A 15,838-nucleotide genomic window follows, 5' to 3' on the forward strand; every position below is an offset into this window, starting at 1 on the left:
AGCAAACTTTTTATAAGGCAATAAAACCGGGCTGTCCATACTTTAGTGGCAGCGTGTTGTTCTGCGCGCCAGCCGTAACCCCAGTAACCCCAGTACCAACAAGAGACCGGTGGCCGGAGTGGGCAGGGTGCCGGCATTGGGGTTGGTGATAGTGATGGTTGCGGCAGCACTACCGAATACCAATTCAACAGCGAATGGATTGGTCAGCTCCGTCAGGGACGAATCAACGATGAAGCTATTGTTGCCGGAGCTGAGGGCATCGAAGCTCACGGTTGCAAGCAGGCCTTCAATCGCTGGCGGAGCGGATAACAAAAAATGCTCGGCATATCGCACGTGACCTGGTGCTAGAGAAGTAAGTAGCACCAACGGAACAGGGAAAAAGCCGCCACTTACAACACCCGTTGCAGCTACCAGGGAAGGGTCGAACAGCAGGGTAAAATCAAACCCTCCCAAACCTGGTGGTGGTGACAGCCCACTGACCCAAATATCAACACTAAACGAATCGCCCACCTCAATGGAGCGGGCAGCCTGAATCCCCGCAGTAGACGGGTCAGCGTCCACAGAAAGTATCGGTATCGCACTCGCGGGTGCCGCCAGCAGAGGGCACAGAACGCAGAGCAGCAGCATTAGCCGGTGGCGATAGCTGGCGATACCTGCGGGCATCCCGAACTGACTGCGTTTGGTTGACAGCGTATACGTGGTCAACTGTGTGCCTGGCGCAGACAATTCCCGCGCCGGCGCTCCGATCAAGCTCCAGCAGTGCATACGCTTCCCCCAAAATTTGATGTTTCGGCCCGAATTGCAAGTAACGCAAGATTCAGTCCAATGGGGGTTATGCCGCTAATACCGGGGCCTGAGTCGCAGCGGACGGTGCCGCCAAAGACAAACTGTAAATTATACTGACAGTGCCCTGCAGCACAGGAGTGAGACCGGATCGGTCCGGGATAAAGCGACAAGGAGCCGAAAAATAAATGATATTACGTTGCAGGGCACGCAGATTGCGGCTGGACAAGCGCCATCCCTGCCGACTATGTATGCTGCGAGATGTTGCGGTAACGACAAGCGTCAATCTGTAGAGGAACAGACAGGGGAATAAAGAAATAAATTGGCGCGCCCGGAGAGATTCGAACTCCCGACCAACTGGTTCGAAGCCAGTTACTCTATCCAGCTGAGCTACGGGCGCACGGGCGGCATTATAGAGGTTTTGCCGGCGATCACAATACAGCCGCTCACTTTTTCAACGCTCGCCCCTTTTCTTTAATCCAATACGTACTGGGCCTTTAATCCAATACGTACTGGGCCTTTAATCCAACACGTACTGGGCCAGCGGCGGAAAGCCATTGAATTCCACCGAGCTGTAGCTGGTGGTGTAGGCTCCGGTGGAGAACCAGTAGAGGCGATCGCCGATCTCCAACGCCAGTGGCAGCGGGTACTTGTGGTCCTCATAGAGAATATCGGCACTGTCGCAAGTAGGGCCGGCAATGACCGTATCCTCCAATGGCCCCTGGCGCTCGGTATAAATGGGGTATTTGATCGCCTCTCCCAACGTCTCGATCAAACCGGAAAACATACCCACATCGGTATAGACCCAGCGATGCAGGGAGGTCTGGGACTTGCGTGAAATAAGCACCACCTCGCTCACCAGGATACCGGCGTTGGCACACAGGGAGCGGCCGGGCTCGAGGATGATTTCCGGCAGGTCATCGCCGAAATCGTCGTGCAGGAAACGCTGGATCTCGCGGGCGTAGGTGTCGATATCGTGGGTGCTGGACAGATAATTACCCGGCAGGCCGCCGCCCATATTGAGCATCTTCAGGTCGATACCCATCTCTTTGTGCAGCCGGTCAAAAATGACCTTGGCCTTGCCGATCGCCGCATCCCAGGCGCCGATATCGCGCTGCTGCGAGCCGACGTGAAAGGACAGGCCGTAAGGCTCCAGCCCCAACTCCTTGGCCAGCGCCAGCAATTCCACCGCCATCTCCACCTGGCAGCCGAACTTGCGCGACAGGGGCCAGTCGGCCGTGTGACTGCCTTCGGTCAGGATACGCACATAGACCTTGGCCCCGGGGGCATCGGCGGCGAGATTGCGCAGATCCGCCTCCGCATCGGTAGCGAAAAGGCGCACCCCCTTGGCGTAGAAATAACGTATATCCTTGCGCTTCTTGATGGTGTTGCCGTAGCTGCAGCGCTCCGGCGCCACCCCCAAAGCAAGAATCTTGTCCAGCTCGTACACCGAGGCAACATCGAAACTGGAGCCGGCATCGCGCAACAACTGCAGGATCTCCACCCCCGGATTGGCCTTGACCGCGTAGTAAACCTTGGCCGCGGGAAAGCAGCGAGTCAAATCAGCGTAGTTCTTGCGCACGATTTGGTTATCGATAACCACAAAAGGGGTTTCCTTGCCGTCGGCAAACGCCTTGATGCGGTTGAAGGTTTCGGCCGGGTAATAGTCTTCGATACGAACACTGTAGTCTTGCATAAAATTCCAATTCATTTGAAGGAGATACACTATACTGGCTGTAACGCAGAGCAGAGCTGCCGCGGCGAGAGGCCTGGAGTAACGCCCTCAGCGCGCAATTCATTGTGTTTGGCAACAACTTCCTGGTTTATTGACTCCATTGCCTCGCGGCTTAGTCACCGCGAGCAGCGGCCCTTTGCGGGCTTGAGAGTCAGCCTTCAGGGGTGGAAACCAGGCCACAAAATCCAAATTACAGAGACCACTATTTTGCTGAAACTGTCCCTGAAAGTAACTCTTTTTCTTGCCTTGACCCAATTATTCGGCTGCACCGCCATTGCCGTTGTCGATGCAGTCGCCAGTACCGCAGTCGGCGTCACCAAGGTGGCGGTCAAGGGCACCGTAGCAGTGGCGGATGCAGTTATTCCGGACGGGGACGACGACGAGGAAGACTGAACCGCAACTGACCGGCAGCCTTCACGCCAACACTAGGAGCCTGTCGGACTTAGGGTTGCCCTGCTGCGAAAAAGCCGAGCTTGGCCATTTTTTAACCACTTTCTCGTTAAATAGAACCACTATTCGCCTCAAAAATGGTTAAAAACTGACTCAAATCGGACTTTCTCTCGCTACGGGCACCTAAGTCCGACAGGCTCCTAGAGCTTGCGAAACGCCTCATTCACCTGGTAGCGACTGGACGTCACGTAGCGCTCGATAGCCTGCAGCCGTACATCCATTTGCTCCAGCCGCTCCACCACCCGCCTGGCCCGGGTCGAGGCACGCTCGCCATAATCAAACAGGGGCGGCGAATGGGTCACAGAAGCCACGTTTTGCGGCCGCACCGCCAGCAAAAAGTAACCGGCACAGTAGATCAACACGGCCAAACTGCCGCTGAACAAAAACAGCGTCAGCATAGCGATGCGGGCCAGCCAGATGGGCTTGTCGTAGGCCTGGGCGACACCGGCACACACCCCCAGCAACCAGCCCTTGTCGGTATCCCGGTAGAGATTGCGATCGTAACCGCGGGATCTATTGTCACTGCTCATATCAATGCTCCCTGGCGCTGGCGTTTGGCCCTGCGTCTCTGGCTGCGGTGCGCCAACCCTCGTGGTCGGCATCGAGAATGGTTTCCAGCGTGGCCAGGCGCTTCTCCAGGCGCTCCACCGTGCGCTGACTCTCCAATAACAACTCCCGCTCCTCCTGAGACAGGCCGCGCCGATTGCGGGCCTGGGTCCAGTAGTGCAGGATCAGCCACAGCGGCGCCACCAGGGTCAGGAAAATGACCGCGGGTATAAAAAACTGCATGGCGGAGGACATTATTGGCGCCCTCCGCGATCACTGCCGGCCGCTCCGGCAGGGGCAGATTCGGCAGCCGCCATGGAGGCCTTCAACTCGGCCAGGGCAGCGTTGATCTTGTCGTCTTTTTCCAGCTCCGCGAATTCATCACTGAGACTGCGGCTGCCCCCCAGATCCTCGGCTTCGACCCGCGCCTCCAGGTTATCGACCCGACGCTCATAGCTTTCGAATTTATTGAAGGCGTCCTCCAGCTTGCTGCGGTTGCCGGAGCGGCGCAGATCCATCCGCGAACGCACCGTTTGCTCCCGCGCAATCAGCGATTTCTGCTTGGCTTTGGCGTCGTCCAGTTTTTGTTGCAACTGCTGGATATCCCCATCGAGCGCCTGTAACTGGTCATTGATGGCGCTCACCTCAGCCACGGCCATATCCCGGTTTTCCTGCACGGTTGCCTTTTCCAGCAGTGCCGCCCGGGCCAGGTCTTCCCGCCCTTTGCTCAACGCCAGGCGGGCTTTTCCCTCCCACTTTTCGATTTCCCGCTCCAGGAACTGACTGCGCCGCTCCAACTCCTTGCGATCGGCGATAATCCGGGCCGACGCGGTACGCACTTCAATCAGTGTCTCCTCCATCTCCTGGATCATCATGCGGATCATCTTGGCCGGATCCTCGGCCTTGTCGAGCAGTGCATTGAGGTTGGCATTAACAATGTCACCAAACCGCGAAAAAATACCCATGAGCCATCTCCTGATTAATTGCTGTAAACACGGTCTGTATAGCGAGAGCTGTGCCAAAAACTACAAGCCTTTGTTTTATATGGGGATTTGCACAATCAAGTGCATTATCCCCGCGCTCCCACGCAGAAATAATGGCTTTTTTAACCAATTACTGGTTAAATAATTCAACAAATAGGTTTATTTAGCCACTCGGTAACTTATAGCCAATGCCTGTGATTGAACAGCGCCAAAACCTGATCGGCAGCTCCGAAACCTTGCATCGCACCCTCGACCAGGTCTCCCAGCTCGCCCCCCTGAACCGGCCGGCGCTGATCATCGGCGAGCGCGGCACCGGCAAGGAAATGATCGCCGAGCGGCTGCACTTTCTGTCGCGCCGCTGGGACCAGCCCTACCTGCAGGTAAACTGCGCCGCCCTCAACGAAAACCTGCTGGACTCGGAACTGTTCGGGCACGAAGCGGGGGCCTTTACCGGCGCCAGCCGCAGCCGCGCCGGCCTGTTCGAGCGCGGCGACGGCGGCACCCTGTTTCTCGACGAGCTTGCGGCCGCCTCCCAGGCGGTGCAGGAGAAGTTGCTGCGGGTCATTGAATACGGTCACTTCCAGCGGCTCGGCGGCAACACCACCCATCAGGTGGACGTGCGGGTGGTGGCGGCCACCAACGCCGATTTACCAGAGCTGGTGACCCAGGGCCAGTTTCGCGGCGACCTGCTCGATCGGCTGGCGTTTGATGTGGTCTTGCTGCCCCCCCTGCGCCAGCGCGAAGACGACATTCTCGAGTTGGCCGACCACTTCGGCCTGCGCATGTGCCAGGAGCTGGGCTACGAAATGTTTCCCGGTTTCAGCGCCAGTGCCCGCCAGCGACTGCGCGCCTACCACTGGCCCGGCAACGTGCGCGAACTGAAAAATGTGGTGGAGCGCAGCGTCTATCGCAACCCCAATCCCAGCCAGCCGGTGGCAAACATTGTGCTCGACCCTTTTGTCGCGCCCTGGCAACAACCTGCAGATGCAGCCGCCAAGCCCGGTCCAGCCATCGCCACGCCCAGCCTGCCTATCGAGACGTCAAATCTACCTGCCGAGACGTCCAGCCGCGGCGCCGCGCCGCCCAAAGACGACCCGTCCAGCCCGTCTGCCGCCATCGACCTGCGCGACCAGCTGCGCGACCTGGAGCAGCAGTTGATTCGCCAGGCCTTGCAGCGTCACGGCTATCAACAAAAGCGCGCCGCTACCGCCCTCGGCCTGAGCTACCACCAGTTGCGCGCCGCCCTGCGCAAATACCCGCAATTGCTCAGGGGCGAACCGGCACAGTAGCCAGCGCTAAAATTCGCGCAATCCCGATTTGCAGTCTACATTAGAGGTTACTGATGCGGCCTGCCGAACCTGTGAATCCACTGGCGGGGCAGACCCGGTTTAAAGCAGTCGACCCGGCTCTGCCGGCAAGGCATCTGCGAACCCTGAACAGGCCACCCTGGGCATTCCACCAGCCACTGACGATGACGACCATGACACGCCCCGCCACGGACCATCCCACTGACCCGAACGCGACCACAGCCGCCTCGCCGAGGATGGCTGCCGCGTTGCTGACGGGCCTGCTGCTCACCTCGGTATGCAACCCCATAAGCGCGGCCGCAGCGGCGGCGGATGATGACCCCGAGCAGCCCGTGCCCGCCTTTACCGACATGTCACTGAAACAACTGCTGGACCTGGATGTTTTTACCTCCGCATCGCTGCTACCCACCCAGGCCAGTAGCGCACCGGGCACCGTCTACAGCTTCCGCCGGGCCGAGTTTTCCCGCTTCGGCGTGCGCCGGCTGGACGGATTGCTGCAGTTTGTACCGGGCTTGCAACTCAACCAGGACCGCAAACGCCACCAGGCGGTCTGGGCGCGCGGCATGCTGCAGCGCCACAACAACAAACTGGTGCTGATGGTGGATGGCGTACGGGTACGGCATCTATATTACGAACACTTTTCCCTGGGCGATAACTTGCCGCTGGAAAAAGTCGAGAAGGTAGAAATTATTCTCGGACCCGCCTCCAGCCTCTACGGTGCCAATGCCTTCGCCGGCATCATTTCAGTGACCACCAGGGATTTCGCCAGCCAGCCCCGCTTTGAGGCGAGCCTGGAGGTGGCCGCCAATCAGCGGGGCAAAGCCTCGCTCACCTACAACAGCCCGGGCTTGCAGGCTTTCGCCAGCCACCTGGCCCAGAACGCGCCATTTCGCGAACAGCGCAAAAGCTTTATCGGTGGTGAGGTAGTGCAGCCGCTGGAGGAGGAGTACCAGACCCTGCTCCTCAAGGCCAGGCCCATTGCCGACCTGACCCTGGCGCTGGATTACAGCCGTAACGACACGCCCTATCTGTTTATTCCCGCCAGCCAGGATGCCTTTATTGAAGAGCGCGCCCTGAGCCTGAGCGCAACCTACCAGTACGGCGACCTGGAACGGGGCAAAATCGACGCCAACATCTTCTACCAGAACGACCGGGGTCATGAGTACGAACTGGAGCAGGAAAGCGGGGCGCTGGGTTACAGCGAGCGACACGACAGCGTGATGGCCGGCGGCACCATCACCGGCCTGAAGCGACTGGACAACCATGTCGTCGCTCTGGGCCTGTCCTGGCAGCACGAAGAAGTGCGCAATATGCGTTTCGAGCGCCGCTTTCGCTTTGACCTGGGCTTCCTCGACACCCCGGACCAGGGCTCGCTGGTGTCCAACCCCGACCTCAAGAACGACAACCTCGCCGTCTATATCCAGGATGTATGGGACATCACCCCCGCGCTGGCACTCACGATTGGCGCCCGCCACGATCGCTTCGAGCAGTTTGACGACTACCTGAACTACCGCGGCGCCATGGTCTACACCCCCAATGACCGACAAACCTGGAAGCTGCTCTACGGCACTGCGATTCGCACGCCCGGCCTGCGCGAATACCTCAAGGTGCTGGAAGGCACCAGCTTCCAGCCGCCGGTCCCTGACGCCGAACACATCGAGTCAGTGGAACTGGGCTACTTGCATCAGTGGGAGCAGGCCAATATCAGCGTCAACCTGTTTCACAACCGCGTGGTGGATTTTATCCACGAAACACCGACCCCCGACGGCGCCGACGAGTATTTCACCAACAGCGCAACCGACCTGCACCTGATCGGCGCAGAATCCCTGCTTCACATCCGGCCCACTGAGCGCCTCGACCTGCGTCTGGGGCTGGCCCTGCTCGACGCAGACGGCGACGAACTGGACGGCTCCATGTTCCTCGCCTCAAACTCCGGCAGTTTCAATATTGACTACAACTATGGCGGCCAGCACCATATTGGCCTGGCACTGATCTACAACAGCCCGCGCGACGATGAAAATGGCTTTGCCGACGACGCCGAGTCCTTTACCCTCGCCCACCTGTTTGGGTCCGGCCCCATCACCTCGGAGCTGTCCTACTCATTCGGCATTAACAACCTTTTCAATCGCCGCATCTACGACCCGGCCGCCGACTTCGGCAACCGTCACAACAGCGAGAAGAGCGAACGCGAGATCTGGTTGCGCCTGCAATGGACCCCGGGAAACTGATGCCATCTGCCCCGTCATCAATAGCGCAATGCCTGCCGGTTGCAACCAGTGCAAACCGCGGCCAGGAGCAAGCCCCATGAACTTGCGTTCGCTTGTGCCAGCGTTGGTGCTGCTGTTCGCCTCCTGCCTGGGGGCGCCCGCGCTGGCGGACCAGGTGTCCGACCGCGCCAACCGGGTCAAGGCTGCGTTTATTCTCAATATTGCGAAGTTTGTCAGCTGGCCTGCAACCGCCCTGCAGCAGCCCGACAACCTGACCCTGTGCACCTATAGATTCAACAGCCTCGGGACTGCCCTCAATACTATTACCGCAGAGCAAATCTCCGGCCGTCACCTGCTCAGCCTGAACATCAAACACCTCGACCAAAGCGGTAACTGCCATATTCTGCTGGTCCCCACCAGTGAGCTGGAAGCGTTCAAGCGGCAAGCCGAGCCGGGTTTTGCGCAGCCGCTGCTGACCATCGCTGATATGACCGACGGACAGCCCAGCGGCCAGCCACAGACCGGCGTGCTGGTGGCGCTGGTGCGCAAGGGCAAGGGCATTGGCTTTGAAATCAACCTCAAGCAAGCGACCAAAGTCGGCCTCAGGATGCGCTCCGAACTGCTCAAGCTGGCCCACATTGTCGAGGCAGACTCCTGAAGCATGACCTTCTATAAGCGCAAGTCCATTCGTAAAACCCTGATGCTGGTGCTGCTGTTGACCAGCAGCAGCGCCCTGGTGCTGGCCACGCTGGGCTTTGCCATCAACGACCGGTATTCACTGCGCGCAGAGATGATTGCACGGCTGCACTCCCAGGCCGGTATCATCGGCAACAACAGTATTGCGGCGCTGGTTTTTGGCGACGCCGAGTCCGCCGAGGCAACCCTGGCCAGCCTCAGGGGCGAGGCCTATATCGTCAGCGCCACTCTGTTTAACCGCACCGGCAAGCCCTTTGCCACCTATCGGCGCGACGGCGAATCCACTCCCCCTAAAACCCTGCCGGCAAGCGATTCCGGCGCCATTGATAACGCCCTGTTTGTCATGCAGCCCGTGTTGCTGGACCACCAGCCGGTCGGCAACATCGTGATCGTGTCGCGGCCCGATTATTGGCAGTCCAGTCAACGCAACCAGCTGTTTACCTTGCTGGGGCTGTTTGTGCTGTCCCTGTGCTTGTCCGCGGTGGTCTCAGCCCGCCTGCAGCGAGTGGTTACCAAACCCATCTTAAAGCTGGCCGCCACTGCCCGCCAGATTACCCTCAGTCGCGACTACTCACTGCGTGCGAAGAAGCTGTCCAAAGATGAAATAGGTCATTTGGTCGAAGACTTTAACGGCATGCTGGAGCAGATCCAGCTACGCGACAGCGAACTGCAGCGCTCCCGGGAACTGCTCGAGCAAAAGGTGGAGGAGCGCACCCAGGAGCTTACTGAGCTGACCCGGGAGCTGGAGCACCAGGCCTATCACGACATGCTGACCGGGCTGGCCAACCGCATCACCTTCGACAATCACCTGAGCATGGCGATCAGTGATGCCCAGCGCAGCAATAGGCGGGTTGCCACCCTGTTCCTCGATCTCGATCGATTCAAGGTTATCAATGACACCCTGGGTCATCCCATCGGCGACAAACTGCTGATCGAGATCGCCCGGCGCCTGAGCTTATGCCTGCGTAAAAGCGACACCCTGGCCCGGCTCGGCGGGGATGAGTTTGCGGTGCTGCTGCTGCACAGCAACCCGCGCGCGGCAGAGGAAGTCGCCCACAAAATCATCGCCAGTATCAATGAGCCCATCATTATCGACGGCTACAACCTGCACATGAGCACCAGTATCGGCATCAGCCTCTACCCGGACGACGGTGCCACCGCGGCGGAAATCCTGAAGAACTCCGATACCGCCATGTACCGCTCCAAGGACAGCGGCAGGAATCGCTACACCTTTTTCACCCAGGAGATGAACACCCGCGCCACTCGCCGCCTGAACCTGGAAAACAAGCTGCGCGCCGCCATCCGCCACAACCGCCTGAGTGTCTACTATCAACCCAAGCGGGATGCCGAAACGCTGCGACTGGTGGGCGTTGAAGCGCTGGTGCGCTGGTTCGACCCAGAGGAGGACGCCATCTCGCCGAGCGAATTTATCCCGCTGGCCAACGAGTGCGGCCTGGTCTCTGCCATTGACGAGTGGGTAATGGAAACCGCCTGCCGCGAAGTACTGAGCTGGTTCCGCGGCGCTACGCCGGATATATCCCTCTCGGTCAATCTGTCTCCGGCCAATTTTATTCGCAAGGACCTGAGCCAGGTCATCGCCAATATCCTCGCCAAAACCGGGTTCAACAGCCAGCGGCTGGAGCTGGAAATCACCGAGGACCTGTTTGGCCCCAACACCGAAGACAGCTGCAGTGTACTCAAGGACATCCAGAAGCTCGGTGTGGAAATCTCTATCGATGACTTTGGTATCGCCTACTCCTCCCTCAGCCGGCTAAAACAACTGCCCCTGCACACCCTCAAGATCGACCAATCATTTATCCGCGACCTGGGCCAGGACCCGGACGATGAGATTATTGTCAAAACCATCATCAATATGGCCCACAGCATGAACCTCAAGGTCGTGGCCGAGGGCGTGGAAACCCCGGCCCAACTCGACTTTGTCAAACGCAATGGCTGCGATACCGTGCAGGGTTACCTGCTGGGTCGCCCCGCTCCCGGAGCGGAAATCCAGAACCTGCTGGCAGCCCGCCGACAGGTGGCGGCGGAGTTGCGCGCCCACTTCTGACCCACAGCAATAGCACCGGCTCCTGCCCCCTGCCCGGCAACCGCTTAATACAGTTGCTACCGCGCCAAATCACAGTAATATTGTGTACGACCATGGCCGAACCAGGTGGTGACACACATGGAGTTTAAAGACTATTACAAAATATTAGGGGTGGCAGCGGACGCCGACGACAAGGCGATAAAAACCGCCTACCGCAAACTCGCGCGCCAATACCACCCGGATGTCAGTACCGAACACCAGGCGGAAGACAAATTCAAGGAAGTCACTGAAGCCTACGAGGTGCTGAAAAGTTCCGAAAAACGCGCCGAGTACGACGAACTGCGCCGCTATGGCCGCGGCGGCAAGTTCCAGCCACCACCGGGTTGGCAAGCGAATCGCGACTCGCATGCAGGCGGCTTCGGCGGCGGAGAGCACGTCTATGAAGGCGACTTTTCCGAGTTCTTCAGCTCCATATTCGGTGGCGCTGGCAACTCCGGCTTTACCCGCCAGGGCGGCAACTTCGCCCAGCGCGGCCAGGATATCGAAACCGACCTGCCCATCTTCCTGGAGGACACCCTCAAGCCGGAAGAGCGCACCATTGAATACAATATGCCCCATATCGACGCTCAGGGGCGGCGAAGCAGCGTGCGCAAGACCCTGAAAGTCAAAGTTCCCCCGGGGGTCGGCGACGGCGAGCGCATCCGTTTGAAAGGCCAGGGTGGCCCCGGTTTGGGGGGCGGAGCCAGCGGTGATCTGTACCTGCGCATTCGTCTGGTGCCGCACCCGTTGTTTGATGTGGAGGGGCACAACCTGCTGGTAACCGTGCCCATCAGTCCCTGGGAGGCGGCGCTGGGAGCCAAGCTCACCGTGCCGACCCTGGAAGGGGATATTCGCCTGACTGTGCCCGCCAACAGCCAGACTGGCCAGCGCCTGCGCGTGAAGGGCCGCGGTCTGGTTATGAAGCAGGGGCGCGGCGATCTCTACGCCGTACTAAAAGTGGTGATGCCCCCCGCTGCCGATGACAAACAACGGCAGCACTGGCAGGCCATGGCCGCAAGCAGCGACTTTAATCCACGCGCCGAGTGGAGGAAGTAATCGTGAGCAAACTCGTATATTTCAGCTTTGAACAGTTTTGTGAAACTGTCAACCTGCCCGGCGACCGGGTGCAATACATCGTCGAACTGGGCATTCTCACCCCAAAGGGCGAGCAGCCCGAAGAGTGGCAGTTTGACGCCGACATGCTCAGCACCGCGCGCCGGGCGCAGCAACTGCACCGCCAGCTGGAGGTCGACTGGCCGGGGGTCGCCCTGGCATTGCAACTACTGGAACAGATCGACAATTTAAAGTCCGAGAACCAGCAGTTGCGCCAGCGCCTGGCCCGATTTATCGACGAGCTTTAAACGCGTCTTTCCTTTGCATCTCGCGCCAATAGGCTATATAAGGTGCGGCAAAAGGAAACCATCATGGCAGCAAAGAAATTTTACGTGGTCTGGGCCGGCGTCGAGCCCGGCATCTACAGCACCTGGAAAGAAGCGGAACGGCAGGTCAAGGGCTTCCCCAACGCGCGCTACAAGTCCTTCCCGACCCAGCAGCAAGCGGCCGCCGCATTCGCTGGTAACAAACCTGCAGCCCGGTCATCAAGCGCCACCAAGGCCGCTCGAAAACCTAAGACCAGCAATGCGGTCAGCGCTAGCGAGTATTCACTCACAGCCGATATCGATATTTTCTGTGACGGCGCCTGTGACCCCAACCCCGGCCAGGCCGGTACCGGCATCGCCGTTTATCAAAAACAGCAGTTAGGGCAACTCTGGTACGGCCTCTACAACCCCGCCGGTACCAATAACACGGCGGAATTGCTGGGCTTGCATCACGCCCTGTTGCTGGCCCGGGAGCAGCTCCAGCAAGAGCTCTCGGTGACCATTCACTGCGATTCAAAATACGCTATCGACTGCGTAACCAAGTGGGCCTACAGCTGGAAAAACAAGGGCTGGAAAAAGGCCGGTGGCGAAATCAAAAACCTCGACATCATCAAGCTCGCCCACCAGCTCTACACGGAACTGGCCAGCGCCGCCGGTGCACAACTGCAAGTGCTGCACGTCAGGGGCCACGCCGGGGTTGAAGGCAACGAACTGGCCGATCGCATGTCGGTGGTGGCCATAGAGCGCGCAGAAACCGACTTATGCCTTTATACTGATAGCCACTCCATCCCGGAACTGTTGGCACTGAGCCGGGGTTAGCAGTTGCACTGGCTGTATTCTTGGAAACAGACACGGTTAAGCAGGCACAATTGAGCAGAGATCGATAAAGAACAGATATGACTGAAGAGCAGAGAAACAACCCGCTGCACGGCGTCAAACTCGAAGCCCTGCTCACCGAGTTGGTGGAGCACTACGGCTGGGAGGCGCTGGCCAGCGCCCTCAACCTCAATTGCTTCAAGAGCAACCCGAGCATCAAGTCGAGCCTGAAATTTCTGCGCAAGACCCTCTGGGCGAGGGAGAAGGTGGAGGCGTTCTACCTGTATAAATACAAGCGCTTGCCCAAGCCCGACGACACCCAGTACGCCCTGCCACCGCGGGATCGAACCGTACCCCTCGATCAAAAGCCGCGCTCGCCGGCGCCGATAACGGCAGCGCCCACCAAGCAAGACCGGGCACCTCGTACCGAAGCGCGCCGCACAACCGCGCCGGAATCCCGGCGCGACTCCGGTAAAACGGCGACTGACGACGTGTGGAGCAAGTGGCGCAAAAAGGATTCTGATTAATTCAGCCGATCAGCGCTGTGAAACCCCTGCCTTCCAGCCCTGGCCGCAAACTCTTTGCGCTATCAATTTTTTCGCTGTACCTAATTACCCCTATGAATAAGCCAGCTCTCGGCGATAGCAGACATATACCTCGTAAACCTTGGGACATCAGCTTTTTTCCCGGCCTGGCTCCAGGGGCTTGCTTTCAAGACTCGCCGAATACCCATCCTTGGGGGCTCCACGACAGCATCCATGCTGTCGAGGGTCTTGAAAGCAATCCCCAGGAGCCAGACCTACCATACTGCCAGCCGGACGACGCTTGGCTTTAGTGATAATTAGGTCGCTGTAAGACTTTCCCGTCGCTAATTGATGCGCCGGCTGGTGACTGTGCGCCGGCACCTGACTACTTGACCGGTTCCGCCGTTGCAGACGGCCCCTTATCCGCTGAAGGCTCTTTACTGGCTGAAGGCTCTTTACTGGCTGAAGGCTCTTTACCGGCTGAAGGCTCCTCACCCGCGGCGACCGGTTCAGGCCGGGCCTTGCGTTTGCCCTTGCGGCCGGGCTCCATGCCTTCCCCGGAGGGGTGCGCGTAGCGATCATTGAGGGATTGCACGAAGGCATCGGCCTCCGCCAGCACCTTGTTCAACTGGCGCTGTTTGCGCCGCCCCCAGCCTCTTGGGTTGGCATTGCCAACCGAGCGCCACCAGGCCTTGAGGTTGTATTTAAAGGCTCGCAGGATGGCCTGCCGCTCTTCCCCAAAGGCGCTGTCACGCTCCAATTTGGCCAGCGTCAGCTTGCCCGCCACCCGTCGAAGCTGATGATAAATCACCACTACCAGTAATGTCAGCGCGGCCGCCACGGCAATCTGGGTGGTTGTGTTAAGGTTTGCCAGCGGCGTAAAAGTGAAGCCATCCCAATAGTCGGCGCTGACTGTATACCACCCCAGCAGGATCAGCAGCAGGCCAAACACCGCGTTGCTGAGCCAGAAGGTGGCGCGGCGCCAGTGCTTGCGCGCCGCCGCCAACAGTGGCAACTGTACTGTTTCAATATGGCGCGCTGTCTTTTCCAACACCCCCACGATCCGATAGGCCCGCTCCACCTCCACCTGGCGAATACGCGCCTCGATGTCGGCCAGGTCTTCATCGCGGATGCGCTCCAGCCGCTTGCGCACCTGCTCGTCGACCCCTTCCAGGTTGGAGTGGCGGGCGTAGATTCGATAGAAGCGACCAGCGGTGAGGCCGTGCTGTGCCAGGGCGCGCTGCCAGGCGGCCACCACCTCCTCCGGGTTATCCTCGCGCGCGGTATTGTCGATCTGGTTCAGCACATAGAGAAATTTGGTCGCGTCGGCACGGTTGATCGTGCTGCTCACCAGGTGCGTCAAGGTGTCCGCCATCGCCCCCGGTTCGGGGTGACGGGAATCAAAAAACACCAGCACCAGGTCGGAGAGATCAATAATATGGTCGATGATCAAAAGGGTGGAATTGCGCTGCTGATCGGCATCAAAACCGGGCGAGTCGATAAATATCTTGCCCTGCAGGGCCTCCGAGCGACAGGTCTTGAGTTGCAGGTAGGAGTCCACCCGGCGCCCCTCTCCGGTGGCAACGTTCTCAATATCGCGACTGATCTGGTAGAAGGGAAAGCGCGGGTCACTGTCCAATGCCAGTCCCGGCAGGGCACTGGAGGATTCGGCCGCGCCGTAGCAGAGCACAGTAAACTTATCGTCCACCGCCTGGTTGCCAGTGCGCTGTATTTCCTGGCCTACATACTGGTTGAGAAAGGTCGACTTGCCGGCGGAGAAGGTACCCAGCACCGAGACAACCGGCCACCAGGATACCTGGGTGGCGTAGGAGTCGTCCGCGTCGATCAAGCCCAGTGAGCGGGCAATGCGATCCAGTTTCTGAAAGCTGGTAACCACACCTGCGAGGATAGGGTTTTCCATCTGCAGGTGTTTTTCAAGCCGCTTGATACGTTCCTGTTTCGAAGATTTGGCCATGTGCTCTGTCGCCCTGTTGGTGCGAGGATGATTTTTTGATGTTGTTCTTGTCGCGCCCTGGCGCTGGTGACTATGCCAGTGCAGACGCGGCGATTAGACCTGGTGGTTTGCCGCGCATCCGGCTCGGCAGTTTTCCTGGATGGCTTGCAGGGCACCGTCGCCCACGCGCACGGCCAGCCCTTGCTGTTGAATATAAATTATGTGGCACGGGATGTCGATGCTGGCTCGAGCCGGGGGGCGTATTGGATTCGCCGCTACAGCGGCGCCCCGGCGAACTGGCGCTGCGCTGCAACTAGCGGGCGCCAGCGGGTGTAAAGCGCGTGGCCTGGCGCCCTGCGCCACAGACCCCGCGCA

16 protein-coding genes and 1 tRNA gene are annotated in these 15,838 nt (G+C 59.3%); 10 read left to right on the forward strand and 7 right to left on the reverse strand.

What is annotated here, in order from left to right; translation table 11 throughout:
- Nucleotides 1-42: 42 nt before the first annotated feature.
- From G8764_RS17135 to G8764_RS17145, 3 genes are all read right to left on the reverse strand, one after another.
- Nucleotides 43-705, reverse strand: a complete 663-nt coding sequence (locus G8764_RS17135) for a cohesin domain-containing protein (protein WP_166165896.1) — start codon at nucleotides 703-705, stop codon at nucleotides 43-45.
- A gap of 401 nt (nucleotides 706-1,106) precedes the next feature.
- Nucleotides 1,107-1,183: transfer RNA gene (locus G8764_RS17140), tRNA-Arg, on the reverse strand.
- Between the two features lie 120 nt (nucleotides 1,184-1,303).
- The gene (locus G8764_RS17145) at nucleotides 1,304-2,479 is read right to left on the reverse strand and encodes a type III PLP-dependent enzyme (RefSeq protein WP_243748858.1); all 1,176 of its coding nucleotides are present in this window, start codon (nucleotides 2,477-2,479) and stop codon (nucleotides 1,304-1,306) included.
- 246 nt (nucleotides 2,480-2,725) lie between these two features.
- On the opposite strand from G8764_RS17145, the gene G8764_RS17150 reads away from it, so the two are divergent.
- Nucleotides 2,726-2,911, forward strand: a complete 186-nt coding sequence (locus G8764_RS17150) for an NF038104 family lipoprotein (protein WP_166165758.1) — start codon at nucleotides 2,726-2,728, stop codon at nucleotides 2,909-2,911.
- Nucleotides 2,912-3,108: 197 nt separating this feature from the next.
- Here the strand turns inward: G8764_RS17150 and pspC are convergent, their stop codons facing one another.
- From pspC to pspA, 3 genes are read right to left on the reverse strand one after another with little or no spacing between them, the layout of a single operon-like run.
- Nucleotides 3,109-3,498 (reverse strand): envelope stress response membrane protein PspC, encoded by a 390-nt coding sequence (gene pspC / locus G8764_RS17155; RefSeq protein WP_166165898.1) that lies wholly within the window; start codon nucleotides 3,496-3,498, stop codon nucleotides 3,109-3,111.
- 1 nt (nucleotide 3,499) lies between these two features.
- Nucleotides 3,500-3,769: an envelope stress response membrane protein PspB gene (gene pspB, locus G8764_RS17160; RefSeq protein ID WP_166165899.1), complete on the reverse strand. Its 270-nt coding sequence runs from the start codon at nucleotides 3,767-3,769 to the stop codon at nucleotides 3,500-3,502.
- A complete protein-coding gene (gene pspA / locus G8764_RS17165) occupies nucleotides 3,769-4,479 on the reverse strand; it encodes a phage shock protein PspA (RefSeq protein ID WP_166165900.1) in 711 nt (236 codons plus the stop codon). Before pspA ends, pspB begins: the two co-directional genes overlap by 1 nt.
- Before the next feature lie 206 nt (nucleotides 4,480-4,685).
- Between pspA and pspF the strand changes: the two genes are divergently transcribed.
- From pspF to G8764_RS23145, 8 genes are all read left to right on the forward strand, one after another.
- Nucleotides 4,686-5,786 (forward strand): phage shock protein operon transcriptional activator, encoded by a 1,101-nt coding sequence (gene pspF, locus G8764_RS17170; RefSeq protein WP_207951936.1) that lies wholly within the window; start codon nucleotides 4,686-4,688, stop codon nucleotides 5,784-5,786.
- Nucleotides 5,787-5,968: 182 nt separating this feature from the next.
- Nucleotides 5,969-8,032, forward strand: coding sequence for a TonB-dependent receptor plug domain-containing protein (locus G8764_RS17175; RefSeq protein ID WP_166165901.1), 2,064 nt, complete (start codon nucleotides 5,969-5,971; stop codon nucleotides 8,030-8,032).
- 76 nt (nucleotides 8,033-8,108) lie between these two features.
- Complete coding sequence (locus G8764_RS17180) at nucleotides 8,109-8,669, forward strand: YfiR family protein (protein ID WP_166165902.1); 561 nt, start codon at nucleotides 8,109-8,111, stop codon at nucleotides 8,667-8,669.
- 3 nt (nucleotides 8,670-8,672) lie between these two features.
- Nucleotides 8,673-10,772, forward strand: a complete 2,100-nt coding sequence (locus G8764_RS17185; protein ID WP_166165903.1) for a sensor histidine kinase, YfiR-like protein-associated — start codon at nucleotides 8,673-8,675, stop codon at nucleotides 10,770-10,772.
- A gap of 117 nt (nucleotides 10,773-10,889) precedes the next feature.
- Nucleotides 10,890-11,846, forward strand: coding sequence for a DnaJ C-terminal domain-containing protein (locus G8764_RS17190; RefSeq protein WP_166165904.1), 957 nt, complete (start codon nucleotides 10,890-10,892; stop codon nucleotides 11,844-11,846).
- A 2-nt stretch (nucleotides 11,847-11,848) separates the two neighbouring features.
- Nucleotides 11,849-12,151, forward strand: a complete 303-nt coding sequence (locus tag G8764_RS17195) for a chaperone modulator CbpM (RefSeq protein ID WP_207951937.1) — start codon at nucleotides 11,849-11,851, stop codon at nucleotides 12,149-12,151.
- A gap of 63 nt (nucleotides 12,152-12,214) precedes the next feature.
- Nucleotides 12,215-12,988 (forward strand): ribonuclease H family protein, encoded by a 774-nt coding sequence (locus G8764_RS17200; protein WP_166165905.1) that lies wholly within the window; start codon nucleotides 12,215-12,217, stop codon nucleotides 12,986-12,988.
- 77 nt (nucleotides 12,989-13,065) lie between these two features.
- The gene (locus G8764_RS23145) at nucleotides 13,066-13,512 is read left to right on the forward strand and encodes a VF530 family protein (protein WP_166165906.1); all 447 of its coding nucleotides are present in this window, start codon (nucleotides 13,066-13,068) and stop codon (nucleotides 13,510-13,512) included.
- Nucleotides 13,513-13,894: 382 nt separating this feature from the next.
- Here the strand turns inward: G8764_RS23145 and G8764_RS17210 are convergent, their stop codons facing one another.
- Nucleotides 13,895-15,484, reverse strand: a complete 1,590-nt coding sequence (locus tag G8764_RS17210; protein WP_166165907.1) for a dynamin family protein — start codon at nucleotides 15,482-15,484, stop codon at nucleotides 13,895-13,897.
- A 72-nt stretch (nucleotides 15,485-15,556) separates the two neighbouring features.
- Between G8764_RS17210 and G8764_RS17215 the strand changes: the two genes are divergently transcribed.
- Complete coding sequence (locus G8764_RS17215; protein ID WP_166165908.1) at nucleotides 15,557-15,799, forward strand: hypothetical protein; 243 nt, start codon at nucleotides 15,557-15,559, stop codon at nucleotides 15,797-15,799.
- The last annotated feature ends 39 nt before the right edge of the window (nucleotides 15,800-15,838 follow it).

This window comes from Pseudomaricurvus alcaniphilus (assembly GCF_011440395.1).
GTDB lineage: Bacteria > Pseudomonadota > Gammaproteobacteria > Pseudomonadales > Cellvibrionaceae > Pseudomaricurvus > Pseudomaricurvus alcaniphilus.